Annotated in this window: 21 protein-coding genes; 9 read left to right on the top strand and 12 right to left on the bottom strand. The window is 42.6% G+C overall.

The features are described 5' to 3' along the window. Positions 1 to 365: 365 nt before the first annotated feature. Positions 366 to 1,481: a ligand-binding sensor domain-containing protein gene (locus AACU32_RS28755; protein ID WP_445223197.1), complete on the top strand. Its 1,116-nt coding sequence runs from the start codon at positions 366 to 368 to the stop codon at positions 1,479 to 1,481. A gap of 206 nt (positions 1,482 to 1,687) precedes the next feature. Continuing rightward, positions 1,688 to 2,458, top strand: coding sequence for a 3-methyl-2-oxobutanoate hydroxymethyltransferase (gene panB / locus AACU32_RS28750; protein ID WP_096604710.1), 771 nt, complete (start codon positions 1,688 to 1,690; stop codon positions 2,456 to 2,458). A 741-nt stretch (positions 2,459 to 3,199) separates the two neighbouring features. Here the strand turns inward: panB and AACU32_RS28745 are convergent. From AACU32_RS28745 to AACU32_RS28720, 6 genes are all read right to left on the bottom strand, one after another. Further along, on the bottom strand, positions 3,200 to 3,499 hold the full coding sequence (locus AACU32_RS28745) for a hypothetical protein (RefSeq protein ID WP_096604708.1): 300 nt from the start codon (positions 3,497 to 3,499) through the stop codon (positions 3,200 to 3,202). Continuing rightward, positions 3,480 to 3,725, bottom strand: coding sequence for a hypothetical protein (locus tag AACU32_RS28740; protein WP_096604706.1), 246 nt, complete (start codon positions 3,723 to 3,725; stop codon positions 3,480 to 3,482). The genes AACU32_RS28745 and AACU32_RS28740 overlap by 20 nt, the downstream gene beginning before the upstream one ends. A gap of 708 nt (positions 3,726 to 4,433) precedes the next feature. Beyond that, the gene (locus AACU32_RS28735; protein ID WP_096604703.1) at positions 4,434 to 4,910 is read right to left on the bottom strand and encodes a hypothetical protein; all 477 of its coding nucleotides are present in this window, start codon (positions 4,908 to 4,910) and stop codon (positions 4,434 to 4,436) included. 373 nt (positions 4,911 to 5,283) lie between these two features. Beyond that, positions 5,284 to 5,508 (bottom strand): type II toxin-antitoxin system HicB family antitoxin, encoded by a 225-nt coding sequence (locus AACU32_RS28730; RefSeq protein ID WP_096604701.1) that lies wholly within the window; start codon positions 5,506 to 5,508, stop codon positions 5,284 to 5,286. Beyond that, on the bottom strand, positions 5,505 to 5,732 hold the full coding sequence (locus AACU32_RS28725; RefSeq protein WP_096604699.1) for a type II toxin-antitoxin system HicA family toxin: 228 nt from the start codon (positions 5,730 to 5,732) through the stop codon (positions 5,505 to 5,507). Before AACU32_RS28725 ends, AACU32_RS28730 begins: the two co-directional genes overlap by 4 nt. A 9-nt stretch (positions 5,733 to 5,741) precedes the next feature. Continuing rightward, positions 5,742 to 6,122 carry a hypothetical protein gene (locus AACU32_RS28720; protein WP_339378347.1) on the bottom strand — a complete coding sequence of 127 codons (381 nt, stop codon included), beginning with the start codon at positions 6,120 to 6,122 and terminating at the stop codon, positions 5,742 to 5,744. A 345-nt stretch (positions 6,123 to 6,467) separates the two neighbouring features. Between AACU32_RS28720 and AACU32_RS28715 the strand changes: the two genes are divergently transcribed. Then, positions 6,468 to 7,214, top strand: coding sequence for a Uma2 family endonuclease (locus AACU32_RS28715; RefSeq protein WP_096604697.1), 747 nt, complete (start codon positions 6,468 to 6,470; stop codon positions 7,212 to 7,214). Positions 7,215 to 7,295: 81 nt separating this feature from the next. Further along, a complete protein-coding gene (locus AACU32_RS28710) occupies positions 7,296 to 8,153 on the top strand; it encodes an HIT family protein (RefSeq protein WP_096604695.1) in 858 nt (285 codons plus the stop codon). A 192-nt stretch (positions 8,154 to 8,345) separates the two neighbouring features. On the opposite strand, the gene AACU32_RS28705 is transcribed toward AACU32_RS28710, so the two are convergent. Further along, positions 8,346 to 9,044, bottom strand: coding sequence for a Uma2 family endonuclease (locus tag AACU32_RS28705; RefSeq protein WP_096604693.1), 699 nt, complete (start codon positions 9,042 to 9,044; stop codon positions 8,346 to 8,348). Between the two features lie 105 nt (positions 9,045 to 9,149). On the opposite strand from AACU32_RS28705, the gene AACU32_RS28700 reads away from it, so the two are divergent. From AACU32_RS28700 to prmA, 3 genes are all read left to right on the top strand, one after another. Continuing rightward, entirely contained in the window at positions 9,150 to 11,219 is a 2,070-nt protein-coding gene (locus AACU32_RS28700) for a serine/threonine-protein kinase (RefSeq protein WP_096604691.1), read from the top strand. Positions 11,220 to 11,907: 688 nt separating this feature from the next. Further along, complete coding sequence (gene serA / locus AACU32_RS28695; protein WP_096604689.1) at positions 11,908 to 13,488, top strand: phosphoglycerate dehydrogenase; 1,581 nt, start codon at positions 11,908 to 11,910, stop codon at positions 13,486 to 13,488. Between the two features lie 77 nt (positions 13,489 to 13,565). Continuing rightward, on the top strand, positions 13,566 to 14,486 hold the full coding sequence (prmA, locus tag AACU32_RS28690) for a 50S ribosomal protein L11 methyltransferase (protein ID WP_096604687.1): 921 nt from the start codon (positions 13,566 to 13,568) through the stop codon (positions 14,484 to 14,486). A gap of 94 nt (positions 14,487 to 14,580) precedes the next feature. Here the strand turns inward: prmA and trxA are convergent, their stop codons facing one another. Beyond that, positions 14,581 to 14,898, bottom strand: coding sequence for a thioredoxin (gene trxA, locus AACU32_RS28685; protein WP_096604685.1), 318 nt, complete (start codon positions 14,896 to 14,898; stop codon positions 14,581 to 14,583). A gap of 581 nt (positions 14,899 to 15,479) precedes the next feature. On the opposite strand from trxA, the gene AACU32_RS28680 reads away from it, so the two are divergent. After that, the gene (locus tag AACU32_RS28680) at positions 15,480 to 16,472 is read left to right on the top strand and encodes a DnaJ C-terminal domain-containing protein (protein ID WP_096604683.1); all 993 of its coding nucleotides are present in this window, start codon (positions 15,480 to 15,482) and stop codon (positions 16,470 to 16,472) included. Positions 16,473 to 16,528: 56 nt separating this feature from the next. Here AACU32_RS28680 and AACU32_RS28675 read toward each other — a convergent pair whose 3' ends face one another. The 4 genes from AACU32_RS28675 to AACU32_RS28660 form a co-directional block, all read right to left on the bottom strand. Then, positions 16,529 to 17,191, bottom strand: coding sequence for a glutathione S-transferase family protein (locus tag AACU32_RS28675; protein WP_096604681.1), 663 nt, complete (start codon positions 17,189 to 17,191; stop codon positions 16,529 to 16,531). A gap of 40 nt (positions 17,192 to 17,231) precedes the next feature. Further along, positions 17,232 to 17,888, bottom strand: coding sequence for a glutathione S-transferase family protein (locus tag AACU32_RS28670; protein ID WP_096604679.1), 657 nt, complete (start codon positions 17,886 to 17,888; stop codon positions 17,232 to 17,234). A 177-nt stretch (positions 17,889 to 18,065) separates the two neighbouring features. Next, positions 18,066 to 18,611: a peroxiredoxin family protein gene (locus tag AACU32_RS28665; protein WP_096604677.1), complete on the bottom strand. Its 546-nt coding sequence runs from the start codon at positions 18,609 to 18,611 to the stop codon at positions 18,066 to 18,068. 266 nt (positions 18,612 to 18,877) lie between these two features. Then, positions 18,878 to 19,489 carry a peroxiredoxin gene (locus AACU32_RS28660; protein WP_096604675.1) on the bottom strand — a complete coding sequence of 204 codons (612 nt, stop codon included), beginning with the start codon at positions 19,487 to 19,489 and terminating at the stop codon, positions 18,878 to 18,880. A gap of 140 nt (positions 19,490 to 19,629) precedes the next feature. Here AACU32_RS28660 and AACU32_RS28655 point away from each other — a divergent pair, with 140 nt between their 5' ends. Next, entirely contained in the window at positions 19,630 to 21,714 is a 2,085-nt protein-coding gene (locus AACU32_RS28655) for an amylo-alpha-1,6-glucosidase (protein ID WP_096604673.1), read from the top strand. Positions 21,715 to 21,777 lie beyond the last annotated feature (63 nt).

The following is a 21,777-nucleotide window of genomic DNA, read 5'->3' as shown; positions in this document are numbered from 1 at the left end:
TTTTAAACATTTTGTTAAGAATAGTTTACAAATATACATTTATGATTATATGTGCCTTTGGGGAGGGGCTAGGGGAACCAGGATGAGGGGGATGAGGCAGACAAGGAGGACGCGGTGACGCGGGGAGGGGAAATGACAACTGACAACTGACAACTGACAAATCAAGAGAAAAATTGCTGAAGGCGTTTAAAAAATGCCTGTGAGGGGAACACTGAAAATTAACCCCCAGCCAATTTCAGCAACAGAGATCTGTTAGCGGTGGGAAGCGGGAAAATTAATCTCTTTGAGTGTTTCTCCCTTCTCCTTTACCCGACTTCTGTCAGTCGCCTAATGGCTAGGGTATTGTCTTTAAAGGGAATCTCATTGTGGTTAAGCGTACTAGTTTATTGATTACTTCTATTCTGGCAGGAATGGTGATGCTGCCAAGTATGGGAATTATCGCTGTGACAAATCCAGCGAAAGCCCAAAAAACCGATAGTCCTACACCAACACCAACAAAACCTGTTACCAATACCTCTAAGCCCACTACCTCTTACCCAGCTGCTGCGCCACCTCCGCGAGTAGACCCCTTACCCGATCAACGGGAAGAGCAAGAACACTCAATAGAAACAGATTACCGTGTTAGCAGCTTATTAGGGGATGTTACCGGAAATCTTTGGGTAGCTTCTTGGCGGGGATTATCACGAATTGACCCCAAAACTGGCAAGATTGTCTCTCGTGTTAGTTTACCTAATGTTGCCATTAGTGCTTTAGCCCAAGACAAAGTAGGGCGCGTGTGGGTGGGAAATTATGAGGGATTGATCCGCATCGAACCCCGCACTAGTGAAATCAGCGCCCAAAATTTACTTTTGCCTTCCAAACGGGTGTTATCGCTATTGATTGATAAACGTGGCTATTTGTGGGCGGGAACTGATAACGGACTGGCTTTGATTAGTCCTGACCAAGGCTTAATTATGACCACTTTAAAAGACTTGCCTGGTGTTAGCGCTAATGCCCTAACTTTAGATGCAGACGGTCACTTGTGGGTAGGCACTCTCGACGGATTGATCCGAGTAAATAGTGCGAATGCTTTAATTATGAAGCGAATTGCTGATTTGCCTGGATCGACTGTGCAAGCTTTAGCTATTAGCCCAGAAGGATTAATTTGGGCAGGAATGCCGAATAATCTATTAGTTATTAACCCAAAAACCGGTGCAGTAATGCGATCGGTGACTCGCTTGCGTGGGCGTAATGTTACAGCAGTGCGTTTTGCTCAAGATGGTAGTGTTTGGGTCGGTACTAACAATGGTTTGTTACGATTAAATCCAAATACAGGAGCTGTATTGGACGAAGTTGCCGGTCTTCCTTCTAGTCGGGTACTTGCCCTTGCTCCTGATATCGCCAATAAATTGTGGATTGGCACTACTGAAGGTCTAGCTTGGTTAATGCCCAAAATGGGTAGCGCCAAAACCCATCTTGCTTTTAGTCGTGCAGTGAAGTAGGGATTAGGGGCTAGGGGCTAGGGTCTGTTTTCAAACCCCAAATGAAACTTAAATGTAGGTTGGGTTGAGGAACGAAACCCAACATTTGCGTTGCTTTGTTGGGTTGTGTCACTTTCCCCAACCTACTTTTTGAACCAAAAAAACACGCCTTAACCCCTAGCCTCTAAGCCCTAACCCCTAACCCCTAACCTCTACCCCAATTGAAAATGGTAGTTACCACCCAGCAATTAATTCAATGGAAACAACAAGGACGTTCAATTGTAGCTTTGACCGCCTGGGATTATGCGATCGCCCAACTCCTCGATGCAGCTGGGGTAGACTTAATCCTGGTAGGTGACTCTATGGCTGTGGTTCTTGGGTATGAGACAACCTTGCCCATTACTTTAGAGGAGATGCTCTACCATGCTAAATCTGTGCGCCGTGGTGTGAAACGCGCTTTAGTTGTCGTAGATTTGCCGTTTTTGACTTATCAGGAAAGTATTCAACAAGCGATGCACTCCGCTGGGCTGGTGCTAAAAGAAACCGGCGCTCAAGCTGTGAAGTTGGAAGGTGGCTACCCAGCGATGGTAGAAACTATTGCGCGGTTGGTACAAGCCGGAATTCCCGTTATGGGTCATGTGGGTTTGACACCACAATCAGTCCATCAACTTGGTTTGCGACAACAAGGAAAAACCCAGGAAGCAGCAGAGAAAATTTTAAATGAAGCGATCGCTCTCGAACAAGCCGGTGTTTTTGCGATCGTCTTAGAGCATATTCCTGCAGATTTAGCGCTGCATATTACAGAAAAACTCCGTATTCCTACTATTGGCATTGGTGCCGGAATCCATTGTAATGGACAAGTGTTAGTCACTTCTGATGTTCTGGGACTTTCAGAGAAACAACCACCGTTTGCCAAAGTTTATACTAATCTACGGGAGACTATAACTAAAGCTGTCCAGGATTATGCCTTAGAAGTGCGCGAGCAAAAATTTCCCTAATTAAGAGAACAACAAGGGAGAGATTGAAGACGCGGTGATGCGGTGACGCGGTGACGCAAAGAAGGACAAATTACCAATGACCAATGACCATTGACAAATGACAAATGACCATTGACAAAAAAATAGTAATTGAAGATGAAGATACCGCAATTATCACTGCTTGACAATTAATCACGCGAAATGTGCGAGTGATAAGTTTGCAAATATAACATCAACAATTACTAAAGTTCTAACTTGAATCGGGAGGAAAAATCTAAATCTTTAGTTTTATTTCCAGGAAACGTGTTTATCGGAGAGGTAGATATTGAGAAACAGAATTGCTATCTGTACCCCATATAACTAGTGTAAGTAAACTCCTATAGTTTAGCGTAAGGCGTTCTGAGCCTACAAAATCAAGCAAAAATCTAGACAGATACATAATCAACGTCTTTCGAGTTTTGACTGACGCACAGAAGTACTAGATTATTAGCATTCAGCTTAACTGTAGAACAAATCACACAACTGTTGTCTTTGGACGTTATTCAATTCCAGTAAACAGTACAGCCAATTTTTCCACATCCGTCAATCTAGACAAGAAACCAAAACTTAAATATTTGTAGAGTCAGAGTATTAAGCGACTGAATATTTAATGCAACGGCTAAGATAAATAATTATCTGACTTTAAGTCGTTTTTCCCTAGCCAGTGCAGATTTCATTTTTAGTCAGTGCCAATTCTAGCAGTAATACCAAGGTTCACAACTGCTAATTGTGTAAATCTGCGAATCTTTTATCAAGACGGAAATCAGGCGCAGGCTCTAACTTCAGCCAATGTTTACGTTTAGTCTTATTCTTGAGGATATTGACATAATTATCAGCATAGCGAAAAGCTGATGCACGGTCATAAGCAGCAATGGCTACAGCTTGCGAAAAAACCTTTGTCGGGATTTCATAGCCTGCGAATTTCTGCATTAAAATCAACAAATCTTCTTCTGTTACAGGTAAACTAATTTCTTCAACCTGTTCTGGTTCATGAAATATATCTTCATTTAGCGTTTTGTACATTGAGCACCTCCCCAAAAGCATAAGAAGCGAAACCGGCGATGAAATTAAGCTGTTGCTCACGAGTCTGTAAATTTACAGGAAGTTCACTACTAGAACATCCAATTTCCCGCAGAATTTCCAAACAATAAGCACTCAGTTCAGTATATGAAGCTCGTTCCCAATTTCGAGCAACCTCTTTGGCTTTTTCCAGGTTGACTCGAATCACCGTCATTACAGGGCTTGTCATCAATCTACCCTCCTAAACTGGATATTCGCCATTTTGATCTGAACAACAAAATGGCGTAACCGTGTTATTGCGGAATTTCTCTAGGAGGGGGGGGAGAATGTCAGGGTATTTACGGTTAAATTTTTTAGGGGTAGCGCTCTGTTATTTTCTTAATTAATACACTTACAACACTTAGTAGTTGCTGGATAATTTATATCAATTAAAAGGGCTTACAGCAAAATAGTTTATATTTTTTTTAGTTTTTGCGTATACTTACTTGCATTTACTTAAGTGATGCTACTTAGAAATAAAAGAGATGAATGCTGAATTACCAACGGATGAAAACAGCTAATTTTTAAGTTACAAAATACTTCACAGGTGTGGAGTGAGTGCTTGCTGATGAATCTGAAGAAAAATTATGTTACAGATCTGACACAATTGTCGATACTTCATTGGTAATAGTTTTGGATGGCGTACGAAGATTTACGGGCGCGCCTGGGATAATATCAACATTCCCTGTCTTTTCCAAAATGGCATAGTTGAATTCTCGGATAGCAATACTGTCTAACGGAGTTCTGAGCTTGGTTAACGGAGTTCTGAGCTTGGTTAACGGAGTTCTGAGCTTGATTAACGGAGTTCTGAGGCTGGTTAATGGAGTTCTGAGCTTGGTTAACGGAGTTCTGAGGCTGGTTAATGGAGTTCTGAGGCTCGTTAACCAGTATGAATTTATCAATTACCAGATGCAGCTTTAACAGGTCTACCTTTGAGAGCTTTGAAGCGTTCACCTAACTGTTCTGCTAGAGTTTTTAAGCCTGGAGTCTTTTTCGCAGCGGTTTTGACGTAATCATAAACTGTCAAACTACTGCTCATAGCTTCACTACCGACTGCCAAAAGAGTATCATCCACTTGTTCGGTGAGTTGCCGCATTGAGGTTAAAAGTTCGGTGAGTGTGGTGGCTAATTGATAATCCCGGACAAATTCCTCAACGTTAAAGCTGGCTGGGAGAATATCACGGTTAGATTGCGCCGCAGTGACGCTATTGTTTACAAAAGCTAGGCTTTTATCGCCCATTTTGACTAACTTCTGCCGTTCCTCCGCACTGAGGGTAACGAGAAAGGGTAGCTTTTTGTGGATTGTTTGTAGTGATGCTTTAATTTCTTGGATATCTTCTGGCGAAATAGCCGCATTGATATTTTGATAAGCCATTCTAGATTCCCCTGGTAATTATATAAAGTCAGTAGCAATCGTTGCTCCGTATATAATTCCCACTGATTAGGCTAATCGAACATTTTGCAGCAAATTTAAGAAAAATTGAGGAACGATGTCTGGAAGCAAGGTGTTGAGAGAGTCTAAACAGATACCACATCAACAGACTTCTGGCATGAATCAAAAGCCCTCACCCTAAATCCCTCTCCCTGCTTGGGAGAGGGACTTTGAAATTTGCTCCCCTTCTCCCACTTTTGGGAGAAGGGGTTGGGGGATGAGGGCAAATTTTGCATTCGTGCAAGAGGTCTAATAATTCTTGGGTAAGGGAAAAAGGATAAAGCAATGAATTTACCCCTCCCCGACGCTGAAAAATCTACGCTACCTGCAATGACTGTCCGAGAGTTTTTGCTTCAGGGAGAGGTTCACCGAGTTCCAAAGCTGTTTCAATTAACATCTCCAGCACTTCTTGGGCATTTTTCAGCGCTTCTTCGTAGGTATCTCCGTGAGTACAAGGCTGCATAACATTTGTAAACTCAGGCAACAGGACAACATAACATTGGTCTTCGTCTGACCATTGAATAATAATTGTATATTTCATTCTTCTGTTTCCTCTGGTTCTACTTCTATTGTCTTGAGTTGTTCCAGCGCTTGATTAACTTGCTTTTCTAGATAAGGTTTGGCATCACTACCATCTTTTCCAGCGATAATAATTGCTTGAGGTAATTGTGGATGTATCCATTTACTATGGCTACCTTTTGCAGGTTTATAAGTAAACCCTGCTTGCAGCAATAAGCTTTTCAATTCTCTAATTTTCTTGGGCATGATCTCAGCTTACATTTGCACTTTCCACAGCCTCAACTTTTTCTGAGCAAACTCCCGCACTTTCTCATCTGGGTCATTTTCTGCTTTGTCGCGCAACAGTGGTAAAGTCTGAGGATGTTGAGGAAACTGCTTGATAATTATGTCAAGGGCAATGTACCGAGGATTGGGAATAAAACTATTATGACTACCATCAAACGGGTCATTGACAGCGCAGTTATAAAACACGTCAAATATTGCCCGGTCATCTTTAAAATTCTTCGCTAATTGTGCAATGGCTGCACCTCGCACATACTCGTGAGCATCCTGGGTAGCGCTGTCTTTGAGGATGGATTTGGTGTCGGGGTCATCTTTAAAATTTTTCGCTAATTGTGCAATGGCTGCACCTCGCACATTGTCAGTAGACTTTTAATTGTAGGGCGGGCAATGGGTACTTTAGCTGGAAAATAAGAACCCACCCCTAACCTCTCCCCGCAAGCGAGGAGGGGAATTAGAAATTTTTTTATGTGTGCTGGTGTAAGCAATCGATGACGGTTACTTAGAGGATGTCTGAAAACTTTTTCGTGTCGTATTTAAGACTTGTAGATCCCCCTAAATCCCCCTTATAAATGGGGACTTTGAGGTTATTTCCCCCCTTTTTAAGGAGGGCTAGGGGGGATCTATAGCGATATTTAATACCTCAAGAGACATCCTCTTAAGATTTACTGATAAATTTAAATTGATAGTAGGAATAGTTTTATGGTTCTCCAAATTAACCCCATTCAAAAAGAACCAATTGTTACTTGGGAAGCACTTCCAGCCGATTTTATTTTACCCGACGATCCCGTGGAAAATATTCAGCAACCCACTCTCGCAGCGGCGCTTACCGATGCTTTGGGAACAGCAGGACGCATTCAACCCCAGATGTTGATTGGCTCAAATTTTGGATTGGTAGCTACAGTCAATAAAAAAATCGTCGTTAAAGCGCCGTATTGGTTTTATGTACCTCAAGTTCAACCTGTAGCTGCTGATGTTATTCGGCGTAGTTATACCCCAAATTTAGAAGGTGCTGCTGTAGCTGTGGTGATGGAATTTCTTTCAGACACAGAAGGGGGAGAGTTATCAGTGCATTCAACTCCACCTTTCGGTAAAGTCTATTTTTACGAAAGAATTCTTCAGGTTCCCACCTACGTTACCTACGATACCTACGAACCAAGTTTAGAAGTACGCTGCTTGCAAAATGGACTATATACTTTGCAGTCAGCAGACGCAAATGGTAGTTTCTGGATTCCGGAGTTAGAGTTATTTCTGGGAATTTGGCAAGGTGAAAGATTATGCCAAACTATGAATTGGTTACGCTGGTGGGATAGGGAAGGAAATTTGCTGTTATGGAGTAGCGAACAAGCGGAACAAGAACGCCAGCGTGCGGAACAGGAACGCGATCGCGCTGAGAAGTTAGCTGCTAAGTTACGTGAGTTAGGTATTGACCCGGATGCGATCGCCTAAAGCAATATCGGGAATAATAAACTACCCCGCCTAGAAAAATATCTACCTACAGGCGGAGTAGGACCTCAGTACCGAAATTCCATGAAATTGCAAAACAATCAATTCAGTCATCTCACAGCCATAGAAAGAACTAATCTGTCCTTCCCTGCACAGTTTTTATTAACTCAAAACCTGCTGCAAGGTAAAATACTAGATTTTGGTTGTGGCTTTGGCAATGATGTTAAAATCTTGCGTCAAAAAGGCTTTGATATTACAGGTTATGATCCTTATTATTTTCCCCAATATCCTCAAGAAAAATTTGATACTATTATCTGCTTTTATGTATTAAATGTTTTGTTTCCTGAAGAACAAACTAATGTTCTCATGGACGTATCGCATTTATTAAAACCAGGAGGCAAAGCTTATTATGCAGTGAGAAGGGATCTGAAAAAAGAAGGATTTAGAGAGCATTATGTCCATAAAAAGCCTACCTATCAATGTGTTGTCAAACTTCCATTTCATTCTATTTATTTAGATGAAATGCGAGAATTTTATGAATATACACACTATAATCATCAACGTAATTCATCTAATAATTGTATATTTTGTAATCCTTATACACATCTAAAATTCTTGACAGAATCAGCAACTGCCTATTCAATTTTAGATGGTTATCCTATAAATAAAGGTCATGTTTTAGTTATCCCGAAACGCCATGTTAGCAATTATTTTGAGCTACCCTTTAAAGAACAATCTGCTTGTTGGTTGATGGTGAACAAAGTTCAAGAAATTCTCAAACAAGAATTTGCACCCGATGGTTTTAATGTCGGAATGAACATTAATCGAGCAGCCGGTCAAAATATGATGCACGCCAGTATTCATATCATCCCTCGTTACAAAGGTGATACTGTCGGTGCTAAAGGCGGAATTAGAAATGTGATCCCGCAAAGAAATAAGTAAGTCGGGGAGCATCCCAATTTTGCCAAAATAAAATTTGTAGTGGGAGCATCTTGCTCCCTAAGGTCAAGTCAGCGCCCAAGGGAGCCATCACTACAAAAAAATCAATTTACACATTTGGGATGCTCCCGTAGTCGATAAGAGAAATCTCACCCTTCGACTTCGCTCAGGGTTCGAGTATATTCTTGATGGTATTTATACCAAATTATCGGGATCTATTCCTAAGGCTCTTAATTGTTCCGCCAATAGTTGGGCGCGTTGTTCTGCTTGTTGGGCGCGTTGTTCTGCTTGCTGAATTTGTTCTTTTGGGGTGGGATAGCGCTTACCTTCCTCGTCGTACCAATACAGCCATTCTCTGGTGACACCGCTATAGTTTCCGCGATCGCAACCAATTCCTAAGCCAATTTCTGGTAGCCAAACTGGGTTTCCTGCTTGCAATTCATATCTACCATTAACTAATTTATGCACTTCTAGGCGCGGTTTGCGACGACGGCGAGAAGAATAAATTACGTAATACAGTACGCCTAATTCGGCATATTGATCTAATTTAGTCGTGTATTCTTTACGATAATTTGGGGAAACTACCTCTAACACCAAACTAGGTACAACATTCTCATCCCACAATACATAACTGGGACGCAATTCCTCATCATAAAACCGCTCTACGCCTAAACTCAAAAACCCATCGGGCACAATTGCTGGTTCATCGGGATGATAATAAATACCCATATCTACCCCAAAAAACCAGTCCATTCTATCTGCCCAAAGTATCAGCAGTATTGCCTTCAGTAATCCTGGGATTAATTCTTGCAGTTCATTATCCACTGGTGTGTCGTCAGAATCTGGTAGTTCTTCGGCTGAGGGCAAGTACCTAGGCAGATTGTAGTTTAACATGGCTGCTTTCCCCAAAACACACCAGAATTATAGCGATTTATCGGGTTGCTGACAGCAATCAATGACTAGGCGATAATTACTCTATGTATTGATAGACATACCTGTATGATATGTTGCCTCAACTCTTCTTGCCATAATCCACCGCAGCCTGATGGAACTGAGTTTTGCTCTAACTGTGGTGTTCCCTTGATTGTATTGCGACACTATCGCCCGATTCGGGTATTAGGTAGTGGGGGATTTGGTAAAACTTATCTGGCTGAAGATGTTGAAAAGTTTAATGAACTATGCGTTATTAAACAATTTGCTCCGCAAATACAGGGAGGTGGCGCACTACAAAAAGCAACGGAATTATTTGAGCAAGAAGCAAGGCGATTGCAACATTTAGGAGATCATCCACAAATTCCCACACTGTTAGCATATTTTGAGCAAGAGCATCGTTTGTATTTAGTGCAGCAGTTTATTGATGGGGAAAATTTATTTGAGGAATTACAACAGCAGGGTAGTTTTAGTGAGCAAAAGATTTGGGAATTATTGCTCGATTTATTAAACATTCTCAAAACTGTTCACGAGCAAAAAGTAATTCACAGAGATATCAAGCCGCAAAATATTCTCCGGCGTAAATCATCTTCAGCAACCAAGGGAAATATAATACTCATTGATTTTGGTGCATCAAAACAGTTGAGTGAAACGGTAATTTCTCAACCAGGAACAACTATCGGCTCTTTTGGTTATGCTCCCCTAGAACAGATGCAAGATGGACAAGCATATCCAGCTAGTGATTTATATAGTTTAGGTGCTACTTGCTTTCATTTGCTCACTGGTGTTCCGCCTTGGGAATTGTGGAAGCAACAAGGGTATGGCTGGGTTGGTAATTGGCGATCGCATTTACAGCAATCAGTTAGTCAAAAATTGGGGACGATCTTAGATAAGTTGCTACAACCAAACTATGAGGAACGTTATCAATCAGCAGAGGATGTTTTACAAGATGTGAATGATGGGGAGTCACATTCACAAATGCCTGCTACAATTGCTCATCCTCGTCCAGTATCGCCGCGATCGCCGGAATTAGTACCGACAGTCAATTATCAAATTCCATCATCACCGCGATCTCCTGAAGTACCAACAACAGTTAACTATCAACCTCTACCATCAACATCGGTAGATTTACTCAAACCGAAACCCAAATTAAAATTACCATTGCTGGTGAGTGGCGCTATCTTGCTGCTGGGTTTGGGAGGATATGGAGTTTGGCAAGTTAGTAAATCTTTTTTACCGCAAACAATTGCCTATGAAAAACTAGCATTAGCTAATACCTTGGATGGCCATAATGGACAGATTTATGCTCTAGCAGTTAGTGGCGATAGTCAAACTTTAATTAGTGGTAGCGCCGACAAGACTATTAAGGTTTGGAATTTGCCAACTGGAGATGTAAAAACTACTATTAGCCTAAATTCTGATGCAATTACTTCTTTAGCTATTAGCCGTGATAGTAAAACTTTATTCAGTGGGAGTAAAGATGGTAATATCAAAATTTGGAATTTACCAACTGGGACGTTAAAAACTACTCTACCTAAAATTGAAGATTCAGTTAGTTATATTGCTCTTAGCCCTGATGAACAAACTCTAGTCAGTGGTGGAGACAATAAAATTAAGATTTGGAATTTGTTAACAGGGAAGCTAAAAAATACTCTCACCGGACACACAAAATCAGTGATGGCTGTGGCTATTAGCCCTGATGGTAAAACTTTAGTCAGTGGCAGTGAAGATAATAATATCAAGATTTGGGATTTGCCTACGGGTCAGTTAAAAAATACTCTCACCGGGCACACAAAATCAGTGATGAGTGTTGTTATTAGCCCCGATGGCGAAACCTTAGCCAGTGGAAGTTCAGATGATACTATCAAAATTTGGAATCTGCAAACTGGGAAGTTAAAACATACCCTCACCGAACATTACTATCCGGTTAGTGCTTTAGCAATTAGTCCCAATGGAGAAACTTTAGCAAGTGGAAGCTGGGACTATCGAATCAAAATTTGGAATTTAAAAACTGGTGCTATTAAAGCGACTCTGCTTGGACATAGAAGTGCAGTTAATAGCTTAGTAATTACCCCAGATGGACAGAGTTTAATTAGTGGAAGTAACAACAGGACGATTAAAATTTGGCGAGTACCTTAGAGGTTGTTTTAAAAGTCCTCTGGTTGCTAGCAAAATATTTTAGATCCCCCTAAATCCCCCTTTTCAAGGGGGACTTTCAGAGGTTTTTGCCCCCCTTTTCAAGAGGGGTTGGGGGGATCAACAAGTGCGAAGATACAGCCAAGCACTTTTCAAACATCCTCTTAGGGACTTCTAAGTAAAAAAATATTCCCGAAGCTATTGTTCACAGTCAACCGTCAACAGTCAACCGTCAACAGTCAACCGTCAACCCCTAAGAAAGTTGTGCTATTTAAATACATATTTATCCATTATTGTCAATGCGTAATTTATGTAGCAAATGCGCTCGCCAAATAGCAATTGAGAGCAACTAAGCGATCGCCACTTTGGTTCAAGTTAACAGAACAGGTGTTGGCGTAGCATCTACTGAACCTGTGGGAAATCTAAGTAACTCTTAACTATTAATAAATATCTATTGCTGTCCTCAATTCATGGTTTATATTTATCCAGAGGTGGCGCAAACAGCCACTGATCTTCAATCATTAGGAGGCAGCATCATACCACCCCTGTAACTGATGCATATCCTCACTCTCAGGTGTCAGTGTAAGGATAATTTGATATTACAACAAAGAATTTTTGCTGAATTGCAACGGATAAAGACTACACTTAAAAGTCTTGTGCAGCAAAACCTGTAGCTTTACAAAAAGTAATCATGTCCAAGGTTCTTGTCTCCGATCCTATTGACCAGGCTGGAATTGACATTCTCTCGCAAGTTGCTACTGTTGATGTCAAAACAGGTTTAAAACCAGCAGAACTGGTAGAAATCATTGGTGAGTATGACGCGCTAATGATTCGTTCTGGTACACGCGTTACCCAAGAAATTATTGAAGCGGGTACGCAGTTGAAAATTATCGGTCGTGCTGGTGTGGGTGTGGATAACGTGGATGTTCCCGCAGCCACGCGCCACGGAATTGTGGTAGTCAATTCTCCTGAAGGTAACACGATCGCAGCGGCCGAACATGCGATCGCCATGATGTTGTCTTTATCTCGCCATATCCCCGATGCGAATGTATCCGTGAAAAACGGTGTGTGGGATCGCAAAACTTTTGTCGGCGCGGAAGTTTACAAAAAAACTATCGGGATTGTCGGGTTGGGGAAAATCGGCTCCCATGTAGCCGCTGTGGCGAAAGCGATGGGGATGAAGCTACTAGCTTTCGATCCCTTCATCTCTACAGAACGGGCCGAACAAATTGGCTGTCAGTTAGTTGATTTAGATTTGCTGATCCAGCAAGCCGACTATATCACCTTACACATTCCCAAAACGCCGGAAACTGCCCATTTAATCAATGCCAAAACCCTGGCAAAGATGAAACCTACTGCCCGGATAATTAACTGTGCCCGTGGTGGGATCATTGATGAAGCGGCTTTGGCTGTGGCAATCAAAGAAGGTACAATCGCTGGTGCAGCTTTAGATGTGTTTGAGTCTGAACCTCTAGGCGAATCGGATTTGCGATCGCTCGGTAAAGAAGTTATCCTCACCCCCCACTTGGGAGCATCAACTGCGGAAGCGCAAGTGAATGTAGCCATAGATGTTGCTGAACAAATTCGCGATGTGCTTTTAGGACTACCAGCACGTTCCGCTGTCAACATTCCCGGACTTGGCCCTGATGTCTTAGAAGAACTCAAACCCTACATGCAGTTAGCAGAGACTTTGGGCAACCTAGTCGGACAGCTAGCTGGTGGTAGAGTAGAATTACTCAATGTGAGATTGCAAGGTGAACTGGCAACTAACAAAAGTCAGCCATTGGTAGTCGCTTCCCTCAAAGGACTGCTTTACCAAGCACTGCGGGAACGGGTAAATTACGTCAATGCCAACATTGAAGCCAAAGAACGGGGAATTCGGGTAATTGAAACCAGGGATGCTTCTTTCCGTGACTATGCAGGCTCTTTGCGTTTAGAAGCTACAGGTAATTTGGGAACTCATTCTGTTACCGGTGCTTTGTTAGGCGAAAAAGAAATTCACCTAACTGACGTTGATGGTTTCCCGATTAATGTCCCCCCCAGCAAATATATGCTGTTCACCCTGCACCGCGATATGCCAGGGATCATCGGTAAACTCGGTTCCCTACTCGGCAGTTTTAATGTCAATATTGCCAGTATGCAGGTAGGACGCAAAATCGTCCGTGGTGATGCAGTTATGGCTCTCAGCATCGACGATCCCCTACCTGAAGGTATTTTGGCTGAAATTACCAAAGTGCCGGGAATTCGTGATGCGTACACGGTAACTCTTTAAAAAGGATGAAGGATGAAGGATGAAGGATGAAGTCAATTCCACTTCATCTTTTATCCTTGACACTTCATACTTCAACTATGGCAAAAACCTGGTGGGAACTACAAATTTTATGTGAACCAGACCTAGAAGATTCTATCTTTTGGCGTTTGGAAAGTTTTGGCTGTCGTGGCATTGCGATTGAAGCTAAAGGAAATGCCTCTTTGGTCAAGGCTTATTTACCGGAATTTCAAGCACAGCTATTAGATTTAGCGGCGCTGTCGCTGTGGCTGCGTCAAGATGCTCTGTGTGTGGGATTAGGCACGCCTACTTTAAACTGGCAGTTAATTAATGAAGAGGATTGGGCTACTAGCTGGAAGCAATATTGGCAACCAGAAAAAATAGGCGATCGCTTTTTGATCAATCCTGCTTGGTTACCATTACCAGAGACAACGGAACGCCTCGTAATTCGCCTCGATCCCGGAGTAGCATTTGGTACAGGCAACCATGCTACAACCCAGCTATGTTTGGAATCCCTAGAAATGCGGATGAGTGAATTACCTAAATCTTTTGCTAGCTTATCTCCAAAAAAAGACACTGTGGTAATTGCGGATATTGGTTGTGGTTCAGGTATTCTTTCTATTGGGGCAGTACTCTTAGGCGCACAGAAAGTCTACGCCGTAGATACTGACCCTTTAGCAGTCCAATCGACCTTCAGCAATCGCGCACTCAATGACATTAGTCAAGAACGCTTAATACCAGCAGAAGGTAGTGTAGACATATTGCAGAAACTGATTACACAACCAGTAGATGGGATTGTCTGCAATATTTTGGCTGATGTGATTATCGAGTTGATTCCAGAAATTAATGCGATCGTCAAACCCACAACTTGGGCAATTTTCAGCGGGATTTTACTTGAGCAATCTAAATCTGTCGCTGATGCATTAGAAGAGCATGGCTGGATCGTTGCTACTTTGTGGAAAAAGAAAGAGTGGTGTTGTTTGAATGTCCGGCGTTCGTGAACTACCCAGCCTTGTGGCTTCGCTGGTTGGCGTTAGCCTCCCGAAGAGTAGGCTGGGTTTTTGTCCTGACTTAAGAACTGATTACAGCACCATTTTAAATTATGCTTTGGAGGTGTTGCACTAACTGCGGTGCTTGCATTACACCTTCAATTCGATCTACTGGTTGACCTTGCTTAAACAATACCAAAGTTGGTAAAGCGTAAATCTGATACTGACCGGCTATCTCTGTATATTTTTCTGTATCTATTTTAACTATCCGTAACCTATCTTTAAGTTGGGCATTGACCTGGTCTAAAATTGGCCCCATCATTTGACAAGGGCCGCACCATTCAGCGTAAAAATCTACCAGCACAGGTACATCAGAATCAGACAACATCTCTTCAAAGCTGTTGAATTCTTTTTTAGTAGCCATATGACACACCGATTTTCTCTTGTTTGATATTAATAGTAATGCTTGCTTGAAAAAAAGGTGTCAATGGTTAATGGTCATTTGTCATTTGTCATTTGTCACTTGTACTCTCGCAAGTCGTTCGCGGAGCGTCTCGTCCCTTGCGCGTCTCCCGTTGGGAGAAGAGAAGTATTGGGCATTGGCCAAACAGGGCATTTATCTCCCTTGTCCCCCTTGTCTCCCTTGTCCTCCTTGTCCCCCTTCCCTCATCTCCCTCATCCCCCTCATCCCCTAATTGCGAAAGTACGGATATTGCACTCTTGCGGCGAGCGAGAACCACACTTGATTTTCTCTGATGTTTGTTAATTTAAAATCAGAATCTATGTTGCTGGGTATTATACCTGGCAGATCACAAATCTCATATCTTAGAAAAAGCGCAAAGTCGAGCCAGTCTCGTGGGCGGGTTTCCCGACTTTAGAGAACTGGCGTTGAGCGCCGGCTTCCGGCGATCAGACGGCAGTTCCTTTAAGCGGGGGAACCCCGCCAACGGACTGCCTCAACTTTGTAAGAATAACATAACAGGAATTTTTAGAGGAGGCTGGTAGATGGCTGCAACCGACTTCAAAGACTATTACTCAATTTTGGGAGTTAGTAAGACTGCCAGTCCAGAGGAAATTAAACAAGCTTTTCGGAGGTTAGCCCGCAAGTATCATCCCGATGTTAACCCAGGCAATAAACAGGCGGAGGCTAGTTTCAAAGAAGTCAACGAAGCCTATGAGGTTTTGTCCGACCCAGATAAGCGCAAAAAGTATGACCAATTTGGTCAATACTGGAAACAAGCTGGTGAAGGTTTTCCAGGTGGTGGTGCTGGGGTCGATATGGGCGGTTTTGACTTCAGCCAATACGGTAGTTTTAATGATTTCCTTAATGAGTTATTTGGTGGTGCTGGGCCTCGCAGTAACCGCCAAACCTATTCTTATAGAACTTCCACTGGTAGACCAGGTGGTTTTGGTGGGTTTAATGATTTTGGGTTTCAAGATGTAGGTACGGGTACAGGTACTCTACAAGATAGCGAAGCTTCGATCGCTCTATCTTTGGGTGAAGCATTTGCTGGTGTGCAAAAGCGCTTTAGTTTAGGCAATGAAACGATTGATGTGCGTATCCCGGCTGGTGCTAAATCCGGGACTCGCCTGCGTGTACGGGGTAAAGGTCAAATAAATCCTATGACCCAACAACGAGGTGATTTGTACTTGAAGGTAGAACTTCAGCCCCATTCGTTCTTCCAAATGGAAGGCGACAATCTTGTCTGTGAAGTTGCCATTACACCAGATGAAGCCACCTTAGGGGCTGCGATTGATGTGCCTACGCCTGATGGTTTGGTGAACGTCAAGCTACCTGCGGGAGTGCGTTCTGGTCAATCCCTACGCTTGCGTGGCAAAGGCTGGCCTTTAGCCAAGGGTGGACGTGGCGATCAGTTGGTGAAGGTGGCGATCGTGCCACCAAAAGAACTTAGCCAACAAGAGCGGGAATATTATGAAAAAATTCGGTCTATACGTACTTATAATCCCCGCAGTCATTTGCAACAGGTCAAGCTATAGTATTATGTTTCGCGCCCAGAATCATCGCATCTGAGGCGCGAAGCCATCTTAATTGTTTATTGCGGTTGACTTTTCGCCATTAAAACTTTGATCCGAGACTTAAACGCTTCAATTGTCTCTGGGGTAGGTTGGGTGGTTTGCCAGGATGGACGTTGCATTAAGCGATCGCACCAAGCATTCAGTTGAGGATAGACATCTAGAGGTAACCCCATTTGCGGCAGCAAGGGAATGGTACTACCTGCAACAATATCAGCAAGAGTTAATTGCTCGCTACCAAAGTATGAGCGATCGCCTAGTAGTTGCTCAAAAAAAGCCAGTACGGTGGCTGATTTCAGTTTTGCCTCCTCTAGCTTTTGCGGATCGTTATCCAACTCCATCATTTGGCGTAATAGTGGGTTCATGGCTGGTAAAAGTTCATTTATGGTCAGCATTTCCACCATGCGCACGATTGCTAAAGCCTTCTCTTCCTTTGGCAACAAAGCAGGGGTGGGATACTTGGCTTCTAGATAATCTAGAATTGCTAAGGATTCCACTACCCTAAAATCATCGTCAACTAACACGGGAATATGATGAAAGGGATTAAGCGCTACAAACTCTGGTTGAAACTGATCGCCATCCAGTTTCATTTCGATTAATTCAAAGTCCAGTCCCTTTTCCAATAAGGCAATCCAAGGACGGCGGGAGTTAAATGAAATAGGTTGGTGGTAAAGTTTGAGCATCAGAAAATCCCTCAGCTATCATCAGTATTAGCTTAATGCTTTAACTTGGTTTGTGCTGTGCCATTCTTGCCGCCATCCGCGCCTTGAGAACTTCCAATGGTACCTCAGTAGCTTGCCAACTAGGACGTTTCAGCAAACGATCGCACCAAGCACTGAGTTTGGGAAACTCGCTAAAAGATACATCTGCTTTCGCTAACCAGGGTACTAAAGTGCCAGCAACAGGCTCAGCTAAAGTAATATTTTCACTACCAAAGTAAGGGCGATCATCTAGTAAATTATCGAAAAACTTCAGCACTGTTGAGGCTTTCTGCTTTGCTTGCTCCATTTTTTCCGGATCTCCTCCAGGTAAGCCTAATATTTGTGGGGTTAAAGGCATGATGGCGGATAACAACTCATTCACCGTTACCATTTGCACCATGCGCGCGATCGCTAAATCTTTTGCCTCTTTGGGTAGCATCGCCGGCGTGGGATACTTAGCCTCTAAATAATCCAGAATTGCTATTGATTCTACTAGATGAAAACCTTCATCTTCTAAAACTGGCACATGATGAAAAGGGTTAATTGCCAAAAAATCTGGTTGAAATTGCTCGCCATCCAGTTTGACCTCTACTAGTTCAAATTCCAGTCCTTTTTCTAAAAGCGTAATCCAGACTCGGCGGGAGTTGGGAGACATTGGGGAGTGATAAAGCTTCAGCATAAGCCAACCTCAAAACCTTATAATTAGGGCAAGTATTGTCAATTTTATACCTTATAAGGAATTCGGCAAAATTCTACTTATGCATAAAAAATCTAAATATCTGTAGATAAGGCTATGCCTTACACAACCTGTGTAAATAAGGCATAGCCATACATATATATGATATTAATATCTCTACTAAACTAAGGAATCGAATTGTTCTAACAATGTCTCAACGCTAGCGTTATGATCCAAAAAAGAAAATAGATGGAAATAGCGAAGTTTTCCAGTTTTGTCTAATACAAACTGTGCTGGTAAAGGCGCTCCTAAAGCTTGTCCTACTCGATATTTACGAAATACTCGACAACTAGGATCACTTAGTAAAGGCATTTTTAAACCTAAATCTTTCACAACTATTTGGCTTTGCCTTTCATCGGTACTAGTAATCATCAAAACTTCTATCCCACGCTCTTTAAATTGCTCGTAGTTCTCATTCAAAGATTTGATGTGAGGATAGCAAAATGGGCAATATTGCTTTTCTGTAAATATCCTGGTGAAAGCCAGTAAAACTGGTTTTTTGCCGCGATAATCTGACAATTTTACCAAACTACCATTAGTAATATCTGGTAATTGAAAATCGGGTGTTCCCACTTCCAGTCTTAACTGATTTAGTGCGGGAATTGGCAGAAAATTACGGAAGAAACGCTCATTTAATAAGCCGCTAAAATCAGTTGAAGTTAGCATATTTATTATCCTTGATTGTTTAAAGTTAATAGTCAAAAGTCCAGAGTCCAGAGTTTAGAATTTTTTGACCATTGACCATTGACTATTGACAAATGACCATTGACAAATGACAAATGACACGCGCAGCGCAATGAAAAAACCACAGATAGGCACTGAAGTTAACACCGATTAATATGTATCTGTGTTTATCTGTGATTATCTGTGGTTATAAATGATACTGCTCTTACATCCAGTATACTGCGTTGCCGTTTTCTGGCAAGAGGAATCTAGACAGCAGAGAAGTAAACTTTAGATTTCACTGGATCAGGATTCATGGTTTTATCCCCAGGTTGCCAACCAGCAGGGCAAACTTCGTCTGGGTGAGACTGAACGTACTGAATAGCTTGTAATGTCCGCAGGGTTTCATCAACGCTGCGACCAAAAGCTAGGTTGTTAATGGTAGCGTGCTGGATTACACCATCTTTATCGATGATGAACAGACCACGCAGGGCAATACCTGCGGCTGGATCGAGAACGTTGTAAGCTGCACTTATTTCTTTCTTAATATCGGAAACTAGAGGATAATTCAAGTCGCCGACACCACCAGATTTGCGGTCAGTTTGAATCCAAGCTAAGTGAGAAAACTCGCTATCAACGGAAACACCAAGAATCTCCGTGTTAATTTTCTTGAATTCTTCGTAGCGATCGCTAAATGCTGTGATCTCAGTGGGACAAACAAAGGTAAAGTCTAGGGGATAAAAGAATAGAACAACATACTTTCCGCGATAGTCGGAAAGTTTGATGGTCTTAAATTCCTGATCCGCTACAGCTGTTGCTGTAAATTCTGGAGCCTGTTGACCAACGCGGAGGCTTCCTTCTGTTCCGTAAGTGAGGGACATTAACTTAATTCTCCTTCAACTTATATTCATTTACTAGCGTTGGAATTCGGGTCAGTGAAAACTTACCCTTCCACGCTGTCTCACAGTTTAATTACGATCTGTTACGACTATATCATAGTCATAACGATTTTGAGTAGCAAATGGTAGATTTAGATCAAAGAGAGTGGTTGCTGACCAATGGCTTGGGTAGTTTTGCCAGTGGTACAGTTTCCGATGTCAGGACACGTACTTACCACGGTTGGCTATTTGCCGCGACAAACCCACCTTCTGGACGTACTCTGCTGCTTTCGCACTTAGAAGCTAGTCTGGAAGTAGAAGGAAAAGTTGTGACACTAGGGACAAATTACTGGAGTAGTGGTCGAATTGAACTTACCGGCTACCAACTGCTACAGGCTTTTGAGATTCATCCAGTTCCAAAATGGATTTGGGGCAAGGATAATTGGCAATTGAGCAGACAACTGGTAATGCCCTATGGTTTGGTAGAGTCTAGAAATGGTAACAAAGGACAAATTTCTCCCCTATCCTCCTCACCGACTTTATGCCATCGCCTGTTAATTCAATATCGCTATGAGGGCACACAAGCAAGTATTTTAAGGTTGCGGTTGCTGATTGGCGATCGCGATTTTCATCATCAACAAACTGCTTCTGCAGAATTACACTTCTCACAAGTGCAGCTATTACAAAAACAAGTTTGTTTACAAGCAATCATTGGCGGACGTTTTGGTACACCTTGGTATTTACGATGGACACAAGGAGACTATAAACCTGATGGAGTTTGGTACTGGGATTATCGATTAAAAGAAGAAACTCAACGGGGATTAAGCGACAAGGAAGACTTATATAGCCCTGGTTACTTAAGTGTTCATCTCCAACCAGGTGATGTTGTGACTTTAGAAGCACAAGTAGGTTTACCCAATCCACAAGCCGATCCCCTGACTTGTGAAACCTTTACCGAAGCGATCGCAACGGAGGAAGAAAGACTTTCCCAGATTTTTGGGTGGAATCGGGGGGATGAGGAGGACAAGGGAGAAAATGCTCTGTTGTCTCATACCCAATCCCCAATTTGGCAGCAATTACTCAAAGCCAGCGATCAATTTATCGTCTATCGCGCCTCAATTGCCGGCCCCACTGTTATAGCTGGTTATCATTGGTTCAATGACTGGGGACGTGATACTTTAATTGCCCTACCAGGGTTAGCGCTAGTGACGGAACGCTTTGATCTGGCAAAAGGGCTGTTGCAGACTTTTGGGCATTACTGTCGTCAAGGTTTAATTCCGAATGCATTTCCTGATGTCGGTGGTGAGCCTTTTTACAACAGTATTGATGCAGCACTGTTGTGGATTGAAACTCTCGGACTTTATTTAGAAGCAACCCAAGATTGGCAGTTTTTAGCAGAACAATTTCCTGTAGCGCAGCAAATCCATAAAGCATTTGTAAGTGCTACACGCTACAACATTCATGTTGATGCTACTGATTGGCTGGTTAGTTGGGATGCTCCTCATGTAGCCTTGACCTGGATGGATGCGGTGGTGGGAGGGCAACCTGTAACTCCTCGTCTCGGTAAGCCAATAGAAATAAATGCCCTGTGGTATTCTGCCTTATGTTGGCTGAGCCAGTGGGCAGAACGATTAAGCCAAATTCAGGATGGCAATTCCTCAGAACGTCTGGCAAAGCAAGCACAGCGTTATGCCCAGCAAGCACAACAGGTAAAAGCTTCCTTGCAGAAATTTTGGAATGCAAAACTCTGCTACTTTTACGACACCATCCAACTGGACGATCGCCGTAATTCCCAAATTCGCCCTAACGCAGTTTTAGCGCTGTCTTTACACCATTGTGGATTTCCAGTAGAACAAGGACGCCAGGTACTGACTGTAGCAACTTCTTGCTTGCTTACCCCCTATGGACTGCGCAGCCTTGATCCCGGCGATCCCCAATATATTGGTAAATACCAAGGTACTCCAGAAAAACGCGATCGCGCCTACCACCAAGGTACTGTTTGGAGTTGGCTAATTGGCCCGTTTATTCGTGCATGGGGGCGTTTTTATCCAGAAGAACCCATACCTTTTGATTGGGAACCCCTATTAAAGCATTTCCTAGATGATGCTTGTCTTGGCTCTATTTCTGAGATTTTTGATGGTGATCCACCCCACCAACCCAAAGGCGCGATCGCCCAAGCTTGGTCAGTAGCGGAAGTTATTCGTTATTTACCAAAATCTCAGCTTTAGAATTATGGTCAATGGTCATTGGTCAATAGTCATTGGTTTTGACTGTTGACCGTTGACTGTTGA

Source organism: Calothrix sp. NIES-2100 (genome assembly GCF_963875285.1).
Lineage (GTDB): Bacteria > Cyanobacteriota > Cyanobacteriia > Cyanobacteriales > Nostocaceae > Aulosira.
Note: the sequence above shows the minus strand (reverse complement) of the source record. Positions and strands in the feature narration are given on the sequence as shown.